21 protein-coding genes are annotated in these 16,925 nt (G+C 70.5%); 16 read left to right on the top strand and 5 right to left on the bottom strand.

Features of this window, described 5'->3' with window-relative positions; genetic code table 11:
- The first annotated feature begins 238 nt into the window (after positions 1-238).
- The 5 genes from MWN33_RS09495 (at position 239) to MWN33_RS09515 (ending at position 4,336) form a co-directional block, all read left to right on the top strand.
- Positions 239-1,231, top strand: a complete 993-nt coding sequence (locus MWN33_RS09495) for a peptidylprolyl isomerase (RefSeq protein ID WP_247200239.1) — start codon at positions 239-241, stop codon at positions 1,229-1,231.
- 221 nt (positions 1,232-1,452) lie between these two features.
- Positions 1,453-2,691 (top strand): bifunctional glutamate N-acetyltransferase/amino-acid acetyltransferase ArgJ, encoded by a 1,239-nt coding sequence (argJ, locus tag MWN33_RS09500; RefSeq protein ID WP_247200240.1) that lies wholly within the window; start codon positions 1,453-1,455, stop codon positions 2,689-2,691.
- Positions 2,660-3,112, top strand: coding sequence for an 8-oxo-dGTP diphosphatase MutT (mutT, locus tag MWN33_RS09505; protein WP_247200241.1), 453 nt, complete (start codon positions 2,660-2,662; stop codon positions 3,110-3,112). The genes argJ and mutT overlap by 32 nt, the downstream gene beginning before the upstream one ends.
- 75 nt (positions 3,113-3,187) lie before the next feature.
- Positions 3,188-3,766: a TetR/AcrR family transcriptional regulator gene (locus tag MWN33_RS09510; protein ID WP_247200242.1), complete on the top strand. Its 579-nt coding sequence runs from the start codon at positions 3,188-3,190 to the stop codon at positions 3,764-3,766.
- Between the two features lie 90 nt (positions 3,767-3,856).
- Positions 3,857-4,336: a hypothetical protein gene (locus MWN33_RS09515; protein ID WP_247200243.1), complete on the top strand. Its 480-nt coding sequence runs from the start codon at positions 3,857-3,859 to the stop codon at positions 4,334-4,336.
- Here MWN33_RS09515 and MWN33_RS09520 read toward each other — a convergent pair.
- Entirely contained in the window at positions 4,333-5,220 is an 888-nt protein-coding gene (locus MWN33_RS09520) for a methyltransferase domain-containing protein (RefSeq protein ID WP_247200244.1), read from the bottom strand. The genes MWN33_RS09515 and MWN33_RS09520 overlap by 4 nt on opposite strands.
- A 142-nt stretch (positions 5,221-5,362) precedes the next feature.
- Here MWN33_RS09520 and MWN33_RS09525 point away from each other — a divergent pair, with 142 nt between their 5' ends.
- The 5 genes from MWN33_RS09525 to MWN33_RS09545 are packed head-to-tail and all read left to right on the top strand — an operon-like array spanning position 5,363 to position 8,377.
- A complete protein-coding gene (locus tag MWN33_RS09525) occupies positions 5,363-6,214 on the top strand; it encodes a ComF family protein (protein ID WP_247200245.1) in 852 nt (283 codons plus the stop codon).
- 39 nt (positions 6,215-6,253) lie between these two features.
- A complete protein-coding gene (gene grxC / locus MWN33_RS09530; RefSeq protein WP_247200246.1) occupies positions 6,254-6,511 on the top strand; it encodes a glutaredoxin 3 in 258 nt (85 codons plus the stop codon).
- Positions 6,512-6,523: 12 nt separating this feature from the next.
- The gene (locus MWN33_RS09535) at positions 6,524-7,438 is read left to right on the top strand and encodes a carbon-nitrogen hydrolase family protein (protein WP_247200247.1); all 915 of its coding nucleotides are present in this window, start codon (positions 6,524-6,526) and stop codon (positions 7,436-7,438) included.
- Entirely contained in the window at positions 7,435-7,917 is a 483-nt protein-coding gene (locus tag MWN33_RS09540; protein WP_247200248.1) for a DUF1178 family protein, read from the top strand. Before MWN33_RS09535 ends, MWN33_RS09540 begins: the two co-directional genes overlap by 4 nt.
- 4 nt (positions 7,918-7,921) lie before the next feature.
- A complete protein-coding gene (locus MWN33_RS09545) occupies positions 7,922-8,377 on the top strand; it encodes an Ivy family c-type lysozyme inhibitor (protein WP_247200249.1) in 456 nt (151 codons plus the stop codon).
- A 13-nt stretch (positions 8,378-8,390) separates the two neighbouring features.
- Here MWN33_RS09545 and MWN33_RS09550 read toward each other — a convergent pair whose 3' ends face one another.
- Genes MWN33_RS09550 through MWN33_RS09560 form a run of 3 tightly spaced genes read right to left on the bottom strand, consistent with a single transcriptional unit; the run spans position 8,391 to position 9,949 of the window.
- A complete protein-coding gene (locus MWN33_RS09550; RefSeq protein ID WP_247200250.1) occupies positions 8,391-9,023 on the bottom strand; it encodes a DsbE family thiol:disulfide interchange protein in 633 nt (210 codons plus the stop codon).
- Between the two features lie 10 nt (positions 9,024-9,033).
- Positions 9,034-9,204 carry a heme exporter protein CcmD gene (ccmD, locus tag MWN33_RS09555; protein WP_247200251.1) on the bottom strand — a complete coding sequence of 57 codons (171 nt, stop codon included), beginning with the start codon at positions 9,202-9,204 and terminating at the stop codon, positions 9,034-9,036.
- 10 nt (positions 9,205-9,214) lie between these two features.
- The gene (locus MWN33_RS09560; protein WP_247200252.1) at positions 9,215-9,949 is read right to left on the bottom strand and encodes a heme ABC transporter permease; all 735 of its coding nucleotides are present in this window, start codon (positions 9,947-9,949) and stop codon (positions 9,215-9,217) included.
- 122 nt (positions 9,950-10,071) lie between these two features.
- Here MWN33_RS09560 and MWN33_RS09565 point away from each other — a divergent pair, with 122 nt between their 5' ends.
- Positions 10,072-10,488 (top strand): DUF930 domain-containing protein, encoded by a 417-nt coding sequence (locus tag MWN33_RS09565; RefSeq protein ID WP_247200253.1) that lies wholly within the window; start codon positions 10,072-10,074, stop codon positions 10,486-10,488.
- A gap of 397 nt (positions 10,489-10,885) precedes the next feature.
- Here MWN33_RS09565 and MWN33_RS09570 read toward each other — a convergent pair whose 3' ends face one another.
- Positions 10,886-12,397 carry a pyruvate kinase gene (locus MWN33_RS09570; RefSeq protein ID WP_247200254.1) on the bottom strand — a complete coding sequence of 504 codons (1,512 nt, stop codon included), beginning with the start codon at positions 12,395-12,397 and terminating at the stop codon, positions 10,886-10,888.
- A gap of 266 nt (positions 12,398-12,663) precedes the next feature.
- Between MWN33_RS09570 and ffh the strand changes: the two genes are divergently transcribed.
- The 5 genes from ffh to rplS all read left to right on the top strand — a co-directional run bounded on the left by ffh (position 12,664) and on the right by rplS (position 16,863).
- A complete protein-coding gene (ffh, locus tag MWN33_RS09575; RefSeq protein WP_247200255.1) occupies positions 12,664-14,220 on the top strand; it encodes a signal recognition particle protein in 1,557 nt (518 codons plus the stop codon).
- Positions 14,221-14,369: 149 nt separating this feature from the next.
- Positions 14,370-14,744 (top strand): 30S ribosomal protein S16, encoded by a 375-nt coding sequence (gene rpsP / locus MWN33_RS09580; protein ID WP_247200256.1) that lies wholly within the window; start codon positions 14,370-14,372, stop codon positions 14,742-14,744.
- Positions 14,745-14,962: 218 nt separating this feature from the next.
- Positions 14,963-15,505 carry a ribosome maturation factor RimM gene (gene rimM / locus MWN33_RS09585; protein ID WP_247200257.1) on the top strand — a complete coding sequence of 181 codons (543 nt, stop codon included), beginning with the start codon at positions 14,963-14,965 and terminating at the stop codon, positions 15,503-15,505.
- A 118-nt stretch (positions 15,506-15,623) separates the two neighbouring features.
- A complete protein-coding gene (gene trmD / locus MWN33_RS09590) occupies positions 15,624-16,343 on the top strand; it encodes a tRNA (guanosine(37)-N1)-methyltransferase TrmD (protein WP_247200258.1) in 720 nt (239 codons plus the stop codon).
- Between the two features lie 109 nt (positions 16,344-16,452).
- Positions 16,453-16,863 carry a 50S ribosomal protein L19 gene (gene rplS, locus MWN33_RS09595; RefSeq protein ID WP_247200259.1) on the top strand — a complete coding sequence of 137 codons (411 nt, stop codon included), beginning with the start codon at positions 16,453-16,455 and terminating at the stop codon, positions 16,861-16,863.
- Positions 16,864-16,925: the final 62 nt, after the last annotated feature.

Genomic DNA, 16,925 nt, shown 5'->3' on the forward strand with positions numbered 1-16,925 from the left:
AGGTCTCGCACCGCGTGCCACACTTATGAACGGGTTTGGGGGTTGTCAATCGCGTGCCGGACGACAGTTTCGCCCCGTAGCGGGGGCGCACGCGCCGGTCGTCGACGCGCCCGTCGGCGCCTGCCATCGCCGCGGCTGTAATAATACGCATCGGCGGTGCTACGCGCTTGCAACCTGAACCCGGCTGGGCCAGCTTTCGCCGCCCACAGCGGACAACCGCCATTTGAGGAACGACCCAATGAACCGTCATCGCCCGCACGCCGCGACCAAGGCTTCCGTTCGCCCCGCCGCCGGCCTGCTGCGCGCCGGCCTTCTCGCCGCCCTGCTTGGCACGGCTCTCGTCCCGGCCCTGCCGGCGCTGGCGCAGGACGCCGCTGCTCCCGCCGCCCCCGCCGCGGCGCAGGGCGACGACCCGGTGCTCGCCACGGTGAACGGCACGCCGATCCGCCGCAGCGATGTCGCCGCCGCCGCCGAGGAACTGGCGCCGAACCTGCCGCCGCAGATCCAGGGCCCTGCTCGCGACGAATATGTGCTCGGCTTCCTCATCGACCTCACCGCGATGGCGCAGTCCGCCGAGGCCGACAAGCTCGACCAGACCCCGGCCTTCCAGCAGCAGCTCGCTTTCATCCGCAAGCGCGTGCTGATGCAGGCGGCGCTGGAGAAGGCGACCAAGGCCGCCATGACCGACGCCGCCCTCAAGCAGACCTATGAGGAGGCGGTGAAGCAGCAGAAGCCGGAGGAGGAGGTGCACGCCCGCCACATCCTGTTCCGCGCCGAGGCCGGCGACAAGGCGGCGTCCGACGCCGCCGAGAAGAAGGCCAAGGACGTGCTGGCGCGCATCAAGAAGGGCGAGGACTTCGCCAAGCTGGCCGGCGAGCTGACCGAGGACCCCTCGGGCAAGCAGGACGGCGGCGATCTCGGCTTCTTCGTGAAGGACCAGATGGTGCCGGAATTCGCCGATGTCGCCTTCGCGATGAAGCCGGGCGAGGTTTCCCAGCCGGTGAAGACCCAGTTCGGCTGGCACATCATCAAGCTGGAGGAGAAGCGCGAGAAGCCGGTGCCGACCTTCGACGAGGTGAAGCCGCAGATCGAGCAGTTCCTCGCCCAGAAGGCGCAGGCCGAAGCGGTGCAGAAGGCCCGCGAGGCGGCGAAGGTCGAGAAGACCGCCGCCGCTCCCAGCCCGAGCGACCTGACCACCAAGCCGGCCGAGGCGCCCAAGCCAGCGCAGTGATCCCCGCGCAGTGATCGCCCGCGCGGTGATCGCCGCGCCCGTCCGTTGAGCATGGAGAGGCCCCGGAACGAAGGCTCCGGGGCCTTTTCACGTGCATCGTCCCGCTTCATCGGCCGTCTTGCGGATGTCGCCCATCTCGGGCACATCGGTTCGGCCGTTTCCCGCCGAAGAATCCCGCCAAGAATTCCGCCAAGAATCCCTCGCGCAGCCGAGTTCCCGCCATGGCCCACGACGCTCCCGTCTCCCCCCTCGCGCCGAAGAAGGTGCCTGACGTCGGCCCCGTCGCCGGCGTGCGCTTCGCCACCGCCGAGGCGGGCATCCGCTATCGTGACCGTACCGACGTGCTGCTGCTGGCGCTCGATGCCGGCACCACGGCGGCGGGCGTGTTCACCAGGTCGAAGTGCCCCTCCGCGCCGGTCGAATGGTGCCGGGCGGTCCTGCCGCACGGTCTGGCGCGCGGCCTCGTGGTGAATTCGGGCAACGCCAACGCCTTTACCGGCAAGAAAGGCCGCGAGGCGACGGCGCTGACCGCGAAGATCGCGGCGAAGGCGCTGGGCTGCCGCGAGGACGAGATCTATCTCGCCTCCACCGGCGTGATCGGCGAGCCGCTCGACGCCACCAAATATGAGGGCGTGCTCGACGCGACCGCGACGCGCCTCGCGCCGCTGCCGTGGATCGACCCGGCGAAGGCGATCATGACCACGGACACCTTCCCCAAGCTCGCCACCGCCAAGGTGAAGATCGAGGGCGTCGAGGTGACCATTGCCGGCATCGCCAAGGGCGCCGGCATGATCGCGCCCGACATGGCGACGATGCTGTCCTTCGTCTTCACTGACGCCGCCATCGAGGCGCCGGCATTGCAGGCGTTGCTCTCCAAGGGCGTGACTGACAGCTTCAACGCCGTGACCATCGACGGCGACACTTCGACCTCCGACACGCTGCTGCTGTTCGCCACCGGCGCTTCCGGTGCGCCGCGCATCGCCGACGCGAAGGACCCGCGCCTCGCCCGCTTCCGCCGCGCGCTGACCGGCGTGCTGGCGGACCTTGCCGAGCAGGTGGCCCGCGACGGCGAGGGCGCCCGCAAGCTGGTGCGTGTCAACGTCACCGGCGCGGTGTCGAAGAAGTCCGCCCGGCGCATCGCCATGTCGATCGCCAACTCGCCGCTGGTGAAGACGGCGGTGGCCGGCGAGGACGCCAACTGGGGCCGCGTCGTCATGGCAGTGGGCAAGGCGGGCGAGCCGGCCGAGCGCGACCGGCTGACCATCTCCTTCGGCCCGATCCGCGTGGCGCACGAAGGCGCGCGCGATCCCGCCTATGACGAAGCTGAGACCTCCGCCTACATGAAGAATGAGGTGATCGACATCACCGTCGACATCGGGCTCGGGCGCGGCAGCGACCGCGTGCTGACCTGCGACCTCACCAAGGAGTATGTCGCCATCAACGGCGATTACAGGTCGTGAGGGCGGGGTCGTGAAGCTCGTCCTCGTCGCCGCCGCCGCGCTTGTCGACGCCGACGGGCGCGTGCTGCTGACCGAGCGGCCCGAGGGCAAGTCGTTGGCCGGCCTCTGGGAGTTTCCCGGCGGCAAGGTCGAGCCGGGCGAGCGGCCGGAGGACTGCCTGATCCGCGAACTCGCCGAGGAGCTCGGCATCGAGGTCAAGGAGCCGTGCCTCGCCCCGCTTACCTTCGCCAGCCACACCTATGAGAGCTTCCAGCTCCTCATGCCGCTGTGGATCTGCCGGCGCTGGGAAGGCACGCCCACCGGTCGCGAAGGCCAGCGGCTCGCCTGGGTGAAGCCGGGCAAGCTGCGCGACTATCCGATGCCGCCGGCCGACGAGCCGATCATCCCCGTCCTGCTCGACCTGCTGGGTCCCGGCCGGTAGGCACGTCCCGGCCTGCGCGCGCTTTCGTGATGAGGCTTGTCTTGCGTGTCTACCTACCAGAAGGTAGACACAGGAATGACCAGCGCACGCACCACGTCCGACGCCATTCTCGACTGCGCCCAGTCACTGATCGTGGCGGGCGGCTATAACGGCTTCAGCTATGCGGACATCGCCGAGGTCGTCGGTATCCGCAAGGCGAGCATCCATCACCATTTTCCGGCCAAGGCCGATCTCGTGCGCGCGCTCGTCGCCCGCTACCGGCGCGAGGCCGAAGAGGGGCTCGCCGCGCTCGAACAGCACGTCGGCGACCCGGCCGCGCGGCTCGCCGCCTATCTCGGCTACTGGGAAGCGTGCATCGCCGAGGCGCGCGCGCCAATCTGCCTCTGCGCGCTGCTCGCCAGCGAATTGCCCGTCCTGCCCGATGTAGTGGCGAGCGAGGTGCGGGGCCATTTTCGCACGCTGGCAGCGTGGCTGGCGGCAACGATGGAGCGCGGCGCGGCCGAAGGCGGCCTGCACCTGAGCGATCCTGGCCCTGTCGAGGCGGAGTTGTTCATGGCGAGCGTGCACGGCGCCATGCTGTCGGCCCGCGCCTATGGCGATCCCGCCATGTTCGGCACCATCACCCGCCCCCTGCTGCACCGTCTGGCCGGCTGAAAAGGCCTCGGAAGAGCCCGCCCGACGTCAAACGTCGTCCTTGTCGCCTACCGATCAGTAGGTAGTTACGCATCCACAAAGGAAAATCCCATGTTCGGCATCTCCCCCCTCGGCTGGCTGCACACACTCGGCAGCCTGCCGGCCATTCCTGCCATGCTCTACATGTTCGCCCGCTACGGCCGGATCGTGCCGCGCTCCGTAGCGGGGACGATCTATCTGGTGGCGATGCTGATCGGCGCGGCCAGCGTCTTCCTCGTCACCCACCAGCCGGCCGGCTTCGTCATCGGGGCGGTGACGCTCCTGCTCCTGCTCGTCGGCTACACGGCCGGAGGTATCGGCGCGCTCGGGCGCGCGGCGCGCTATGTCGAGACGGTGAGCCTGAGCCTCACCGCCTTCCTGCTGATGCTGCCCACCGTCACCGAGGTGCTGCGCCGTGTGCCGGACGGCCATCCCTTCGTCACCTCGCTCGACGCGCCGCTGCTGCGCGGGGCGCAGGCGGGGCTGCTCGGGGTACTGGTGGTCGGGCTGGCGGTGCAGATCGTCGTCCTGCGCCGTTCGCGCCCGGCCTAACCGCCGCCGGGCAACTTGCCTTCGGGCACCTTCAGGGCATCCGCCAGCCGGGCCTTGGCGGAACCGGGGCGCAGCGGCTTCTGCTGGCTCTCATGCGGCGCCCAGCCGGAAACCCAGGCGATCTCGAAGGTCGCGCGCAGCCGTCCGTCGGCATCGGCGAAACGCTCGGCATAGACCTCGAACAGCCGCGCCAGCGTCTTGCGCAGCAGGGGGGTGCGGCGGCGATGGGTCAGCGGATTGGCCGCGCCCATGCGGCGCAGGTCGTGCAGCAGGGCGAGCGGATCGCCATAGCGCACCACCACGCGGTCCACGTCGGTCACCGGCAGGGCGAGTCCGGCGCGCTGGAGCAGGCCGCCGAGGTCGCGCAGGTCGGCGAAGGGCGCCACGCGCGGGGAGATGCCGCCCAGCGTGTCGCTCTCGGCGATGGCGAAGGCCTCGCGCAGCTCGGCCAGCGTGCCCGAGCCGAAGAAGGCCGCGAGCAGCAGCCCGTCTGGCCGCAGCGCGCGGCGGATCTGCGCCAGAGCGCCGGGGAGGTCGTTTACCGTCTGCAGCGCCAGCGCCGAGACCACGAGATCGAGCGATTCCGGCGCGAAGGGCAGCACCTCGGGGTCCGCGACGGCATCGACGTCGGCGCGCTCGGCCGGGCCAAAGGCGAACAGCCGGCCGATCATGTCGGAGCCGGCGAGTGCGTCGCGCAAAGCGGGCGTCGGGGTGCCGAGATCGGCGGCGATCGCGAAGCGGCGCTTCACCGCGGCGAGCCGGTCGGCGAGGTCCTCGGCCACCCGGTCGAGCAGAAAGGTCTCCGATCCCAGCGCCAGCGCGCGGCGGCGCCGGGCGGCCAGCGCGCGGGCGTCGAAGACGTCGAGCGGATTGAAACCAGACATGGGATGCTCCTCGGGCGAGAGGCATAAGCCCGCCGCTACGCCGGGTCAAAGCCGGCAGCGCCGTGCGGGGGCGATGTTCCCGATGACATGTCGCCGGAGCGGGTGGCGCGGGCGTGGGGCCTGCGTGCTAGGCTCGGCGCCCATGGATATCTCCCGGCCCTCCGATCCCGCGCTGGAAGGCGCCGCCCTGCCGCTGGCCGTGCGGGCCGGCGCCCTGGGCCGCCATGTGCTGCGCAGGCTCGCACGCGGGGCGGTCGATCTCGCCCTGCCGCCGCTCTGCATGGCCTGCCGGGCGGCGGTGGAGGAGCCGGGCTGCCTGTGCGCGCGCTGCTGGAGCCGGGTCGGCTTCATCGAACGCCCGTTCTGCGACCGGCTCGGCACGCCGCTGCCGCATGATTTCGACGCCGCCGAGGGGCCGGCGGTCTCCGCCGCCGCGCTGACCGATCCGCCGGCCTATGGACGGGCGCGGGCGGTGGCGCTGTTCGGCGATGTGTCGCGCGACCTCATCCACGCGCTGAAATATGCCGACCGGCTCGACGTCGCCGCCCCGCTGGCGCGGATGATGGCACGGGCGGGGGCGGACATCCTCGCGGATGCCGACGCGCTGGTTCCCGTGCCGCTGCATGGGCTGCGGCTGTGGCGGCGGCGTTTCAACCAGTCGGCGGCGCTGGCGCAGGGCATCGGGCGGGCGGCCGGGGTGCCGGTGCGGTCCGGCTGGCTGGCGCGCCGGCGCGCCACCACCCCGCAGGTCGGGCTCGACCGGCAGGACCGGGCCCGCAACGTCGCGGGCGCCTTCGCCGTGCCGGAGGCGGCACGCGGCGAACTGGCCGGCCGGCGCGTGGTGCTGGTCGACGACGTGCTGACCACCGGCGCCACCATCGACGCCTGCGCCAAGGCGCTTGCCCGCGCCGGCGCGGCGCGGGTCGACGTGCTGGTGTTCGCGCGGGTTGTTGACGGGCGGGTTGTTGACGGGGAGGCCGCGCCCATATCATAGCCATCACCGCCGCGAAGCAGCGCGCAGAGGTCGCAAGCGATGTCGCAGATCGAGATCTACACCACCTATTCCTGCCCCTATTGCCACGCCGCCAAGAACCTGCTGGCACGCAAGGAGGTGGAATTCACCGAGATCAACGTCACCGGCGATCCCGTCGCCCGCTCGGCCATGTCGAGCCGGGCCAACGGGCGCACGAGCGTGCCGCAGATCTTCATCGACGGCCGGCATATCGGCGGCTGCGACGACCTCTACGCGCTGGAGGAAGCCGGCGAACTCGACGCGCTTCTGGCGAGCTGAAAGAGCAGACGCATGACCACCGTCCCCGTCGTCCCGCCGCTCGGCAGCCCCTTCCGCGCCGCGCTCGTGCAGATGCGCACTGCCAAGAGCGTCGCCGCCAATATCGAGGCGGCCTCGGCCCTCATCCGGCAGGCAGCGGCCGAGGGCGCGAGCTATGTGCAGACGCCGGAAATGACCGGCACGATGGAGGAGAACCGCGAGGCGCTGTTCAGGGTGCTGCACGCGGAGGAGGACGACCCGGCGCTGGCCGCCTTCCGCGCGCTCGCCGCCGAGCTGAAGATCCACCTGCATATCGGCTCGCTGGCGGTGAAGGCGAGCGAGCACCGCGCCGCCAACCGTTCCTACCTTCTGGCGCCGGACGGCTCCATCGCCGCGCGCTACGACAAGATCCACATGTTCGACGTCGATCTGCCCAATGGCGACGTCTACCGCGAATCCAACGCCTATCGGCCGGGCGAGCTCGCCGTGCTGGCGGAGCTGCCGCAGATAAGGCTGGGCTTCGCCATCTGCTACGACCTGCGCTTTCCCGCGCTGTTCCGCGCGCTGGCGGAGGGCGGCGCCGGCCTCATCACCGTGCCGGCGGCCTTCACCCAGTCCACCGGCGAGGCGCACTGGCACGTATTGCTGCGGGCGCGGGCGATCGAGACCGGCTCCTTCGTGCTCGCCGCCGCGCAGGGCGGCACGCATGAGAACGGCCGCAAGACCTTCGGCCACAGCCTGATCATCGACCCGTGGGGCACCGTGCTCGCCGAGGGCGGCACCGAGCCCGGCATCGTCGCCGCGGAGATCGACCCGGCCAAGGTCGCGGCGGTGCGCGCGCGCATTCCCTCGCTCGCCAACGGCCGCCGCTTCGAGCTGCTGGCGCCGGGCGCGGAATCCCGGCTGCACCTCGTCGCCTCGCGCGAGGGGGCGGGCGGCGCGACATGATCCTCTACCGCCTGACCTGCGCCCGCGCGCACGAATTCGAGAGCTGGTTCCGCGATTCCGCCGCCTTTGACGGCCAGCGTGCGGCGGGGCTCGTGACCTGCCCCGTCTGCGGCTCACCGGATGTCGACAAGGCGCTGATGGCGCCGGCGCTCGGGCGCGGCACCCGCAAGGGAGCGCCGGAAGCCGAGCCGGCAGCCACGCCGTCGGCGCCGGTTCCTGCTCCGTCTCCGCAGCCGGTGGCGCTGATGTCGGAGAAGGAGCAGCAGCTCCGCGCGATGCTGCGTGCGGTGCGCGCCCATGTGGAGGCGAATTCCGACTATGTGGGCGAGGACTTCGCCACGCTCGCCCGCCGCATGCACGAGGGCGAGGAGGAGGCGCGCGCCATCCATGGCGAGGCCAGCGCCGACGACGTGCGGGCGCTGATCGAGGACGAGATCGAGATTCTTCCGCTCCCCGTCCTGCCCGACGAGCGGAACTGACGCGATGGGCGCGCGGGCGGGATCGTCGCTTGGCCGCTCGCGCGCGACGATGCCGGCCCTCGCCCTGCTGGCTCTCTCCCTCATCAATCCCGCCGGCGCGAGCGCGCAGACCACGGGTGGACCGGCGACGAAGACCGCGCTCTACGAGCTGGGTGGCCGCGAGCCCTACCGCACCGCCTGGAAGCACCTCACCGCCCCGGTGGTGCGCCATGAGCGCTGGCTCAAGGGCGTGCGCGGCGTGTGGTCGCCGGCGCAGAATGTGACGGCGGAGGGTGCGAGCTTCCACGTGTTCTACTTGTGCAAGCCGACCGACTGCGCGCATTACAAGATCACGGTGATCTTCGGGCCGGAGGGGCGCCACGCCTATGGCGCGCTCTACACGCCGGCGGGCACGCAGCTTCTCGGGGCGCCGGCCGAGCCGGTGCGCCGGGTGCTGCTCAAGGCGCTGCACCCCGGCTAGCGGTAGCGGCCGCTCAGCCGCCGGCGGCGGCGCCCGGCGCGGGGCTTGCCACAGGCGCCGGGGCCGGCGCTGCCATGACCTTCTGGATTTCCGGCAGCAGCTTTTCCGTCAGCCCGCGCTCGTCGAGCGGGCCGATGAACTTGTAGGCGATGCGCCCGTCGCGGCCGATGACGAAAGTTTCCGGCACGCCGTAGACGCCCCAGTCGATGGCGGTGCGCCCATTGGCGTCGACGCCGACGGCGGCATAGGGATTGCCGAAGCGGCCGAGGAAGCGGCGGGCGTTCTCGGCGTCGTCCTTGTAGTTGAGGCCGACGAGGCGGAAGCCCGGCATCTTCGACAGCGCGACGAGGAAGGGGTGCTCGTCCCGGCAGGGCACGCACCAGGAGGCGAAGACGTTGAGCACCGTCACCTCGCCCGTGAGGCCGGCGGAGGTGAGGCCCGGCACGGCGGCGCCGTCGCGTGCCAGCCCGTCGAGCGGCGGCAGGTCGAGCGCGGGGGCTGGCCGGCCGATCAGCGCCGAAGGCACGCGCGAGGGATCGCCCGAGAACAGCCGGCCGTAGAACAGCGCCGCCAGCGCCAGAAACGCGATCAGCGGCAGCAGCACGAGCAGCCGGCGGCGGCCGGGGGAGGGGATGGTCTCGCTCATCGCGGCTTCCTCACGCCTCGGGGGTGCCGGCCGAACGGCGGCGCACGCCGCGCGCCTCCAGCTCGCCGAGCTGGCGGCGCACCAGGCGCCCGTCGAGCACGGTCCACAGCGCCAGTGTGCCGAGGACGAGCGCGCTCACGCCGTAGCAGGCGAGGATGAAGCTGCCGTGCTCGCCGAGCATTCAGGCCCCCTCACGCATAGGCGGCCTCGGCGGCGGCACGCGCTTCCAGCACGCGCAGGCGGCGGCGGTAAATCTCGTTGCGCATCGCCGCCATGTGCAGGGCCAGCATGAGCAGGGTGAAGCCGACGGCGCAGATCATCAGCGGCCAGAGCAGGCTGGAATGGATGGTCGGCCCGTCCATGCGGAACACCGAGGCCGGCTGGTGCAGTGTGTTCCACCAGTCGACCGAGAACTTGACGATCGGCACGTTGACGAAGCCGACGAGGCTGAGCACGGCGGCGGCGCGGCCGGCCTGGTTGGGGTCCTCGATGGCCGAGCGCAGCGCCAGCAGGCCGAGATAGAGCAGCAGCAGCACCAGCATGGAGGTGAGCCGCGCGTCCCAGACCCAGTAGGTGCCCCACATGGGCCGGCCCCACAGCGAGCCGGTGACGAGGCACAGGAAGGCGAACACCGCGCCGATAGGCGCCATCGCCTTGTGCGCGACATCGGCCAGCGGGTGGCGCCAGACGAGGATGCCGAGGGCGGAGAGCGCCATCAGCGAATAGCCGAACATGGCCAGCCACGCGAAGGGCACGTGGATGTACATGATCTTCACCGTCTCGCCCTGCTGGTAGTCGGATGGGGCGCGGAAGGCGAGGAAGAAGCCGACGGCGAGCGTCGCCAAAGCCAGTGCGGTGAGCCATGGCAGCACGCGCCCGGAAAGAGCGAGGAAGCGGGTAGGGTTGGCAAGGTCCATCAGCGCCATGGCGCGGTTCTAATCCGCCCGGGCGTGGCCGGCAACACGCCCGGCCTGCGTCACTTTACGGATACGGGCCACAGGATGGTCACAAGTGGACGATTGAACGGAGCGAGCTTAAAGGGAATCGCATGACACTGGCATCTTCCACCGCCCTGCGCGCCGCCCTCGCCGCTCTCGGCCTTTCCGCTCTCGTCCTTCCTGCGGGTGCCGCCCATGCCCGCTCCAATGATGAGGTGATGATGAAGCTCGAACCTTCCGAGCGCATCGAGCAGCGCTGCAATTCGCGGGCGATGGGCGAGGTCGGGCGCGACAACAAGGGCATGCACCCGGACGAGCTGGTCGCCTATGCCTATCGCGATCCGGTCATAAAGGGCTGGAAGATCAAGGCCTCCGGCGCCGCCATCCGCAGCGGCAACACCTGGTACCACATCGCCTACGAGTGCGAGACGCAGAACGAGGGGATGGACGTGAAGAGCTTCTCCTACAAGCTCGGCGCGGCGATCCCCAACGAGGAATGGGGCGCGCACTACCTCGTGGGGCAATAGGGCGCCCCTGGCACGGCGACATCCCGCCGTGGCGTGCGTCGAACCATCCGTCTTCCGGACGGCTCCATGTGCAATCCCGTCATGTCCACCCAGAGCCCCGTCATGGCCGGGCTTGACCCGGCCATCCACGGCTTATTCGGCAAGAGCGTGGCGCGCCCGCACCCAAGTCGTGGATCCCCGGGTCAAGCCCGGGGATGACGGGGTGAGGGTGGCAGGCCGGCGCGGCGGGCCATTCCGTCATCCGCTTGGTCCGTCATCCCGGACGGCCGGTAGGGCCGATCCGGGATCGCGTGCCGAAGACGACGCGCTCTCTGTGGACGATCCCGGCTCTCCGCTACGTTCCGGGCGCGATGACGATGGAATTCCCACGGGATGATCGATGCGCGGTTGCCCCTGCCTACCAGGACTTGAGCGCGCGCAGGGTGGGGGTCTTCTTGTCGAGATGGTCCGACATGCGCGAGAGCAGGCGGTCGAGCAGTTCGATCGCCTCGCGCACCGCCGGGCCCTTGTTGAGCATCACGCATTCGGCGCGGGCGGCCATGGCGGCGTCGGTCATCTCGCCGCGCGAAGGGATGCCGTCGCGCACGAGGTCCTCCAGCACCTGCGTCGCCCAGATCGCCGGCACGGCGGCGGCCTCGCAGATCCACAGGAGTTCCTCCTGCATCTCGGCGAGCCGCTCGAAGCCGATCTCGGCGGCGAGGTCGCCGCGCGCGATCATGACGCTGAACGGGCCGCGGCGGGCGGCGCGGGCGATGAGGTCGGGCAGGTTCGTCACCGCCTCGGGGCGCTCGATCTTGGCCATCAGGCCGAGCGGGCGCGCGCCGCGGCCGTGCTTGTCGAGCGCGGCGTCGAGCAGGTCGAGGTCCTCCGGCCGGCTGACGAAGGAATAGCCGATCAGGTCGGCGCATTCGATGATGGTGGCGAGGTCGGCGTCGTCCTTGGCGGTGAGCGGGGAGAGGCCGAGTGCGGTGTCGGGCAGGTTGATGCCCTTCTCGGGCTTCAGCTTGGTGCCGTCGGGCCGCGTGTGGAGGATGCGCAGGATCGCCTCGGCACCGTTCTCGCCCTCGCCGACGCTCTCCACCACCGCCTCGACCTTGCCGTCGTCGTAGCGCACGCGGTGGCCGACCGCGAGCCGGGTGACGATCTCCGGCAGCGAGACGGCGGCGCTGAAGCGGGCGGTCTCGTCGACATGGGGCTTGCCCTTGGCGACGAGGCGCAGCGTGTCGCCCGGCAGCAGCCGGCCCTCGGGCTTGCCCTTCTTCATGGGCAGCACGGCGCCGGTGCGGATCTTCGGGCCGGCAATGTCCATCAGCACGGCGATGGGCCGTCCGACCGCCTCGCCGGCGGCGCGCACATGCCCGGCCATGGCGCGCCACGCTTCGGCGTCGTCATGGGCGCAGTTGATGCGGGCGACGTCCATGCCGGCGCGGGCGAGCTCCAGCACGAAGTCGGGCGCCCCGGCGGCCTCGCCCGGCAGCGTCACCATGATGCGGGTGGGACGGTCGGCCGGTTCCGGACCAAGCGAGGCGAGGCTGGCCGCGTCGAGGCGGGCCTCGCCGGCGAAGAAGTTCGCCACGTCCGGCGCGGGATAGGGCGCCGGGCGGCCGGCGAGCGCGGCAAGCGCCACGAGCACGGCGTCGAGCGTCGGCAGCACGCGGCTTTCCAGCCGGCCCAGCGAGGACAGGCCGCGCCGCATGAGCTGGCGTTGGAGCGGGCGCAGCTCGTGGCGGCGCAGGGCGAGATAATGGGCCAGATTCTCCAGCGCTGCGTCCTCGCGCCCGTCCTCGCGGAAGAAGCGCTCCTTCAGCGGGGCGGCCTCCTCGATCACAGCGGCGCGCAGGGACAGCAGGGTCTGGAACAGGGCCGCGTCGTCGCTGGCGGCCTCGCCGGTGGAGATCGGATCGTGCATGGTCGTCGCCCTGTTCCGTGGATGGCGGGGCGACGCTAGAATGGCGCTGTTACGCGCCTGTGACCTCCGTAGTCCTGCGGAAGGCGGCGCAAAGCTTGACTTTGCGGCGGGCGGCGCCTAACAACCCGCCATCCTCGCATCACCCGCGAGCCGTCCCGCCGCCCGGACCCGTGAGTCCGGAGGCTAACGCCCGACAGCGCGATGCGCCCTCGGGCGGCAATCGGCTTTGCGGGTGTCTCCGCGCGGAAAGGGAGCCGAGCGAACGCATGTTCGATTCATTGACCGACCGCCTCGGCGGCATATTCGACCGGCTGAAGAAGCGCGGCGCGCTCTCCGAGGCCGATGTCGGCGAAGCCATGCGCGAGGTGCGCCGGGCGCTGATCGAGGCCGACGTGGCGCTCGACGTGGTGCGCTCCTTCACCGACCGCGTGCGCACCCGCGCCGTGGGCGCCGAGGTCATCAAGTCGGTCACGCCCGGCCAGATGGTGGTGAAGATCGTCAATGACGAGCTCGTCGCCATGCTCGGCTCCGACGCCAAGCCGATCGACCTCGACGCCGCCCCGCCTGTGCCGGTGCTGATGGTCGGCCTGCAGGGCTCGGGCAAGACCACCTCCACCGCCAAGATCGCCAAGCGCCTGACCGAGCGCGGCAACCGCAAGGTCCTGATGGCCTCGCTGGACACCCGCCGCCCGGCGGCGATGGAACAGCTCGCCACGCTCGGCCAGCAGGTCGGCGTCGCCACCCTGCCCATCATGGCGGGCCAGAGCGCCGTGCAGATCGCCCGCCGCGCCATGGAGGCCGCCCGCCTCGGCGGCTACGACGTGGTGATGCTCGACACCGCCGGCCGCGTCACGCTCGATGAGGCGCTGATGGCCGAGGTCGCCGAGGTCAAGGCGGCGACCAACCCGCACGAGGTGCTGCTCGTCGCCGACAGCCTCACCGGCCAGGACGCGGTGAACACCGCCAAGGCGTTCGACGGCCGCGTCGGCCTCACCGGCATCGTGCTGACCCGCGCCGACGGCGACGGGCGCGGCGGCGCCGCGCTCTCCATGCGTGCCGTCACCGGCAAGCCGATCAAGCTGCTCGGCACCGGCGAGAAGATGGACGCGCTGGAGGATTTCGATCCCCGCCGCGTCGCCGGCCGCATCCTCGGCATGGGCGACGTGGTGTCGCTCGTCGAGAAGGCGGTCGAGAACCTCGACGCCGAGAAGGCGATGGCCGCCGCCGAGCGGATGCGCAAGGGCCAGTTCGACCTCGACGATCTGCGCATGCAGCTCGACCAGATGGAGAAGCTCGGCGGTCTCGGCGGGCTGATGGGCATGCTGCCGGGCGTCGGCAAGATGAAGAACCAGCTCGCCGCCTCCGGCATGAATGACGGCGTGATCAAGCGGCAGAAGGCGGTCATCGATTCGATGACGAAGAAGGAGCGGCGCAACCCGAAGCTCCTCGACGCCTCGCGCCGCAAGCGCATCGCGGCCGGCTCCGGCACCAAGGTCGAGGACGTCAACCGGCTGATGAAGATGCATCGCCAGATGGCGGACATGATGAAGGCGATGGGCGCGCAGGCCGGCAAGCGCGGGCCGATGGCGGGCCTCGCCTCGATGTTCGGCCTCGGCGGCGGGGGCGGCATGCCGAGCCCCGAGCAGATCAAGCAGATGGCCGAGAAGATGCCGGGCGGTCTTGGAGGCGGTCTGGGGGGCGGTGGCGGTTTGCCGCCGAACTTCCCCGGCAAGTTGCCCGGGCTTCCCGGCGGACTTCCCGGAATCGGAACCAAGCCGGGCGGGCTTCCCGGCCTGCCGGGCTTCCCGGGGAAGAAGAAGTGACGGCCCGACAAGACTTCACGCCGTCATGGCCGGGCTTGACCCGGCCATCCACGAATTGCTGACCGCGAGGCGTGGATCCCCGGATCAAGTCCAGGGATGACGGAAGAAACAAGACGAAAAGAAACCAGGTAACCGAAAGGAAATCCCGAATGTCCCTCAAGATCCGTCTCGCCCGTGGCGGCGCCAAGAAGCGCCCCTATTACCGCATCGTCGTCGCCGACTCGCGCTCGCCGCGTGATGGCCGCTTCATCGAGAAGATCGGCACCTTCGATCCGCTGAAGCCCAAGGACGCCGCCGACCGCTTCGTGCTCGACGTCGAGAAGGCCAAGGCCTGGCTCGCCAAGGGCGCGCAGCCGACCGACCGCGTCGCCCGCTTCCTCGATTCGCTGGAACTGGTGAAGCGCGCCCCCCGCAACAACCCTGAGAAGGCCGTGCCCGGCAAGAAGGCGCAGGAGCGCGCTGCCGAGGCCGCCAAGGCCGCCGAAGCCGCTGCCGCCGCTGCTGCGGCTCCCTCGGCCGAGTGAGGCTTGCGCCGGTGGTGTCGGCCCGAGCGGCCGACGCCTTCGGCGAAGTCTTGCGCTGGGTCCCGGCTCGGCGCTCCGCCTTTGGCGTCGCTGGTCCGGGACACGCGGACCCGCTTCGTTTCCCGGACAAGCTGTGCGCAGCACGGCGCAGCTCCGGGATCCGGGAGAAAACAGCGCCTTAGGCGTGTCTCGGATTCTTCTTGCCGCGAGACTGCTCCATGCCGAACGACCGCGTTCTCCTCGCCCGCATCGGCGCGCCGCACGGCGTGCGCGGCGAGGTGCGGCTGTTCGTCTTCGCCGAAGACCCGTCCGCGCTCGGCGACTACGGCCCGCTGACCGACGAGACGGGCAAGCGCGTCTTCAAGCTGAAGGCGCTGCGCCCGGCAAAGGACCATTTCGTCGCCCGCATCGAGGGCGTCGATACCCGCGAGGCGGCCGAGGCGCTGACCAATGTCGGCCTCTTCGTCGCCCGCGACCTCCTGCCCGCGCCGGAGGACGAGGACGATTTCTACCATGCCGACCTGATCGGCCTCGCCGTGGTCACGCTGGAGGGCGCGCCCTTCGGCACGGTCGTCGCGGTGCATGATTTCGGCGCCGGCGACATCATTGAGGTGGCCCCGGCCGAGAAGGGCAAGACGCTCATGCTGCCCTTTACCAAGGCGGTGGTACCGAGCGTCGACCTCAAGGCCGGCCGTCTCGTCGTCGACGCGGGTGAGTGGGCGAGGGAAGAAGCGCCTCCGCCGGACGCCGACCGGAGTTAGAACGACGCTGTCATCCCGACCGAAGGCGAAGCCGCAGAGCCGGGATCGCTCTCAAATTTCACACGATTCCGGTCCGGCCCCGCAGGCCGTCCCGGATGACGAGGCGAGAGATCAACCCATGTGGCGCGCCTCTGTTCTCACCATTTTCCCCGAGATGTTTCCCGGCCCGCTCGGCCTGTCGCTGGCGGGGCGCGCGCTGGCGCAGCAGGCGTGGGGCCTTGAGACCGTCGATCCGCGCGAGTACGCCACCGACCGTCACCGCTCGGTCGACGACACGCCGGCGGGCGGTGGGCCGGGCATGGTGATGCGGGTCGACGTGCTGGCGCGTGCCATCGACGCGGCGGCTCCTGAAGGCGACACGCGCCCGCGCCTGCTGATGACGCCGCGCGGCGCGCCGCTGACGCAGGAGCGCGTGCGCGCGCTCGCCGCCGGGCCCGGCGCGGTGATCGTGTGCGGGCGCTTCGAGGGGGTCGACGACCGGCTGGTCGCCGCGCGCGGGCTGGAGGAAATCTCCGTCGGCGACGTCGTGCTGTCGGGCGGGGAGATCGGCGCGCTGGTGCTTCTCGATGCCTGCGTGCGGCTGCTGCCGGGGGTGATGGGCCATCCCGAATCGGGCACCGAGGAGAGCTTCTCGGCCGGGCTGCTGGAATACCCGCAATATACCCGCCCGCAGAGCTTCGAGGGGCTGGAGATTCCCTCCGTCCTTACCAGCGGCGATCACGCCAAGGTGGCGCGCTGGCGCCGTGAGCAGGCCGAGGCGGCCACCCGCGAGCGCCGGCCGGACCTGTGGGCCGCTTTTCAGGCCGCGCATGACCGTTCTGCGACGAAGGGGGAATGACAAGCGGCCCCACTTCGCGTATAGGGCGCGCCGTCACTATGAACTGACAACAGCAATATGCGGACGGTCGGGTCCACGGACACCGCCGATCTCGCCTGAGGTGATCAAAATGGTCGATATCATCAAGGAGCTCGATGACGAGCAGGCCGCCAAGCTGGCCGAAATCCGGGCGATCCCCGATTTCCAGCCGGGCGACACCGTCATCGTCAACGTGAAGGTGAAGGAAGGCGAGCGCTCGCGCGTTCAGGCCTATGAAGGCGTGGTGATCGCCCGCAATGGCGGCGGCATCAACGAGAGCTTCACCGTCCGCAAGATTTCGTACGGCGAGGGCGTCGAGCGCGTGTTCCCGCTCTACTCGCCGAACATCGACAGCCTGAAGGTTATCCGTCGCGGCAAGGTGCGCCGCGCCAAGCTCTATTACCTGCGCGACCGTCGCGGCAAGTCGGCCCGTATCGCCGAGCGCCAGGACAAGAACGCGGTCAAGGGCAAGAAGGGCGCCGCCCCGGTCGCCGCCGAGTGATCCGCATCGCACCGATGCACTGAAAAGGCCGGGGCATGCCCCGGCCTTTTTGTTTGATCGAC

The sequence above is a fragment of the Ancylobacter koreensis genome, from assembly GCF_023016525.1.
Taxonomy (GTDB): Bacteria; Pseudomonadota; Alphaproteobacteria; order Rhizobiales; family Xanthobacteraceae; genus Ancylobacter; species Ancylobacter koreensis.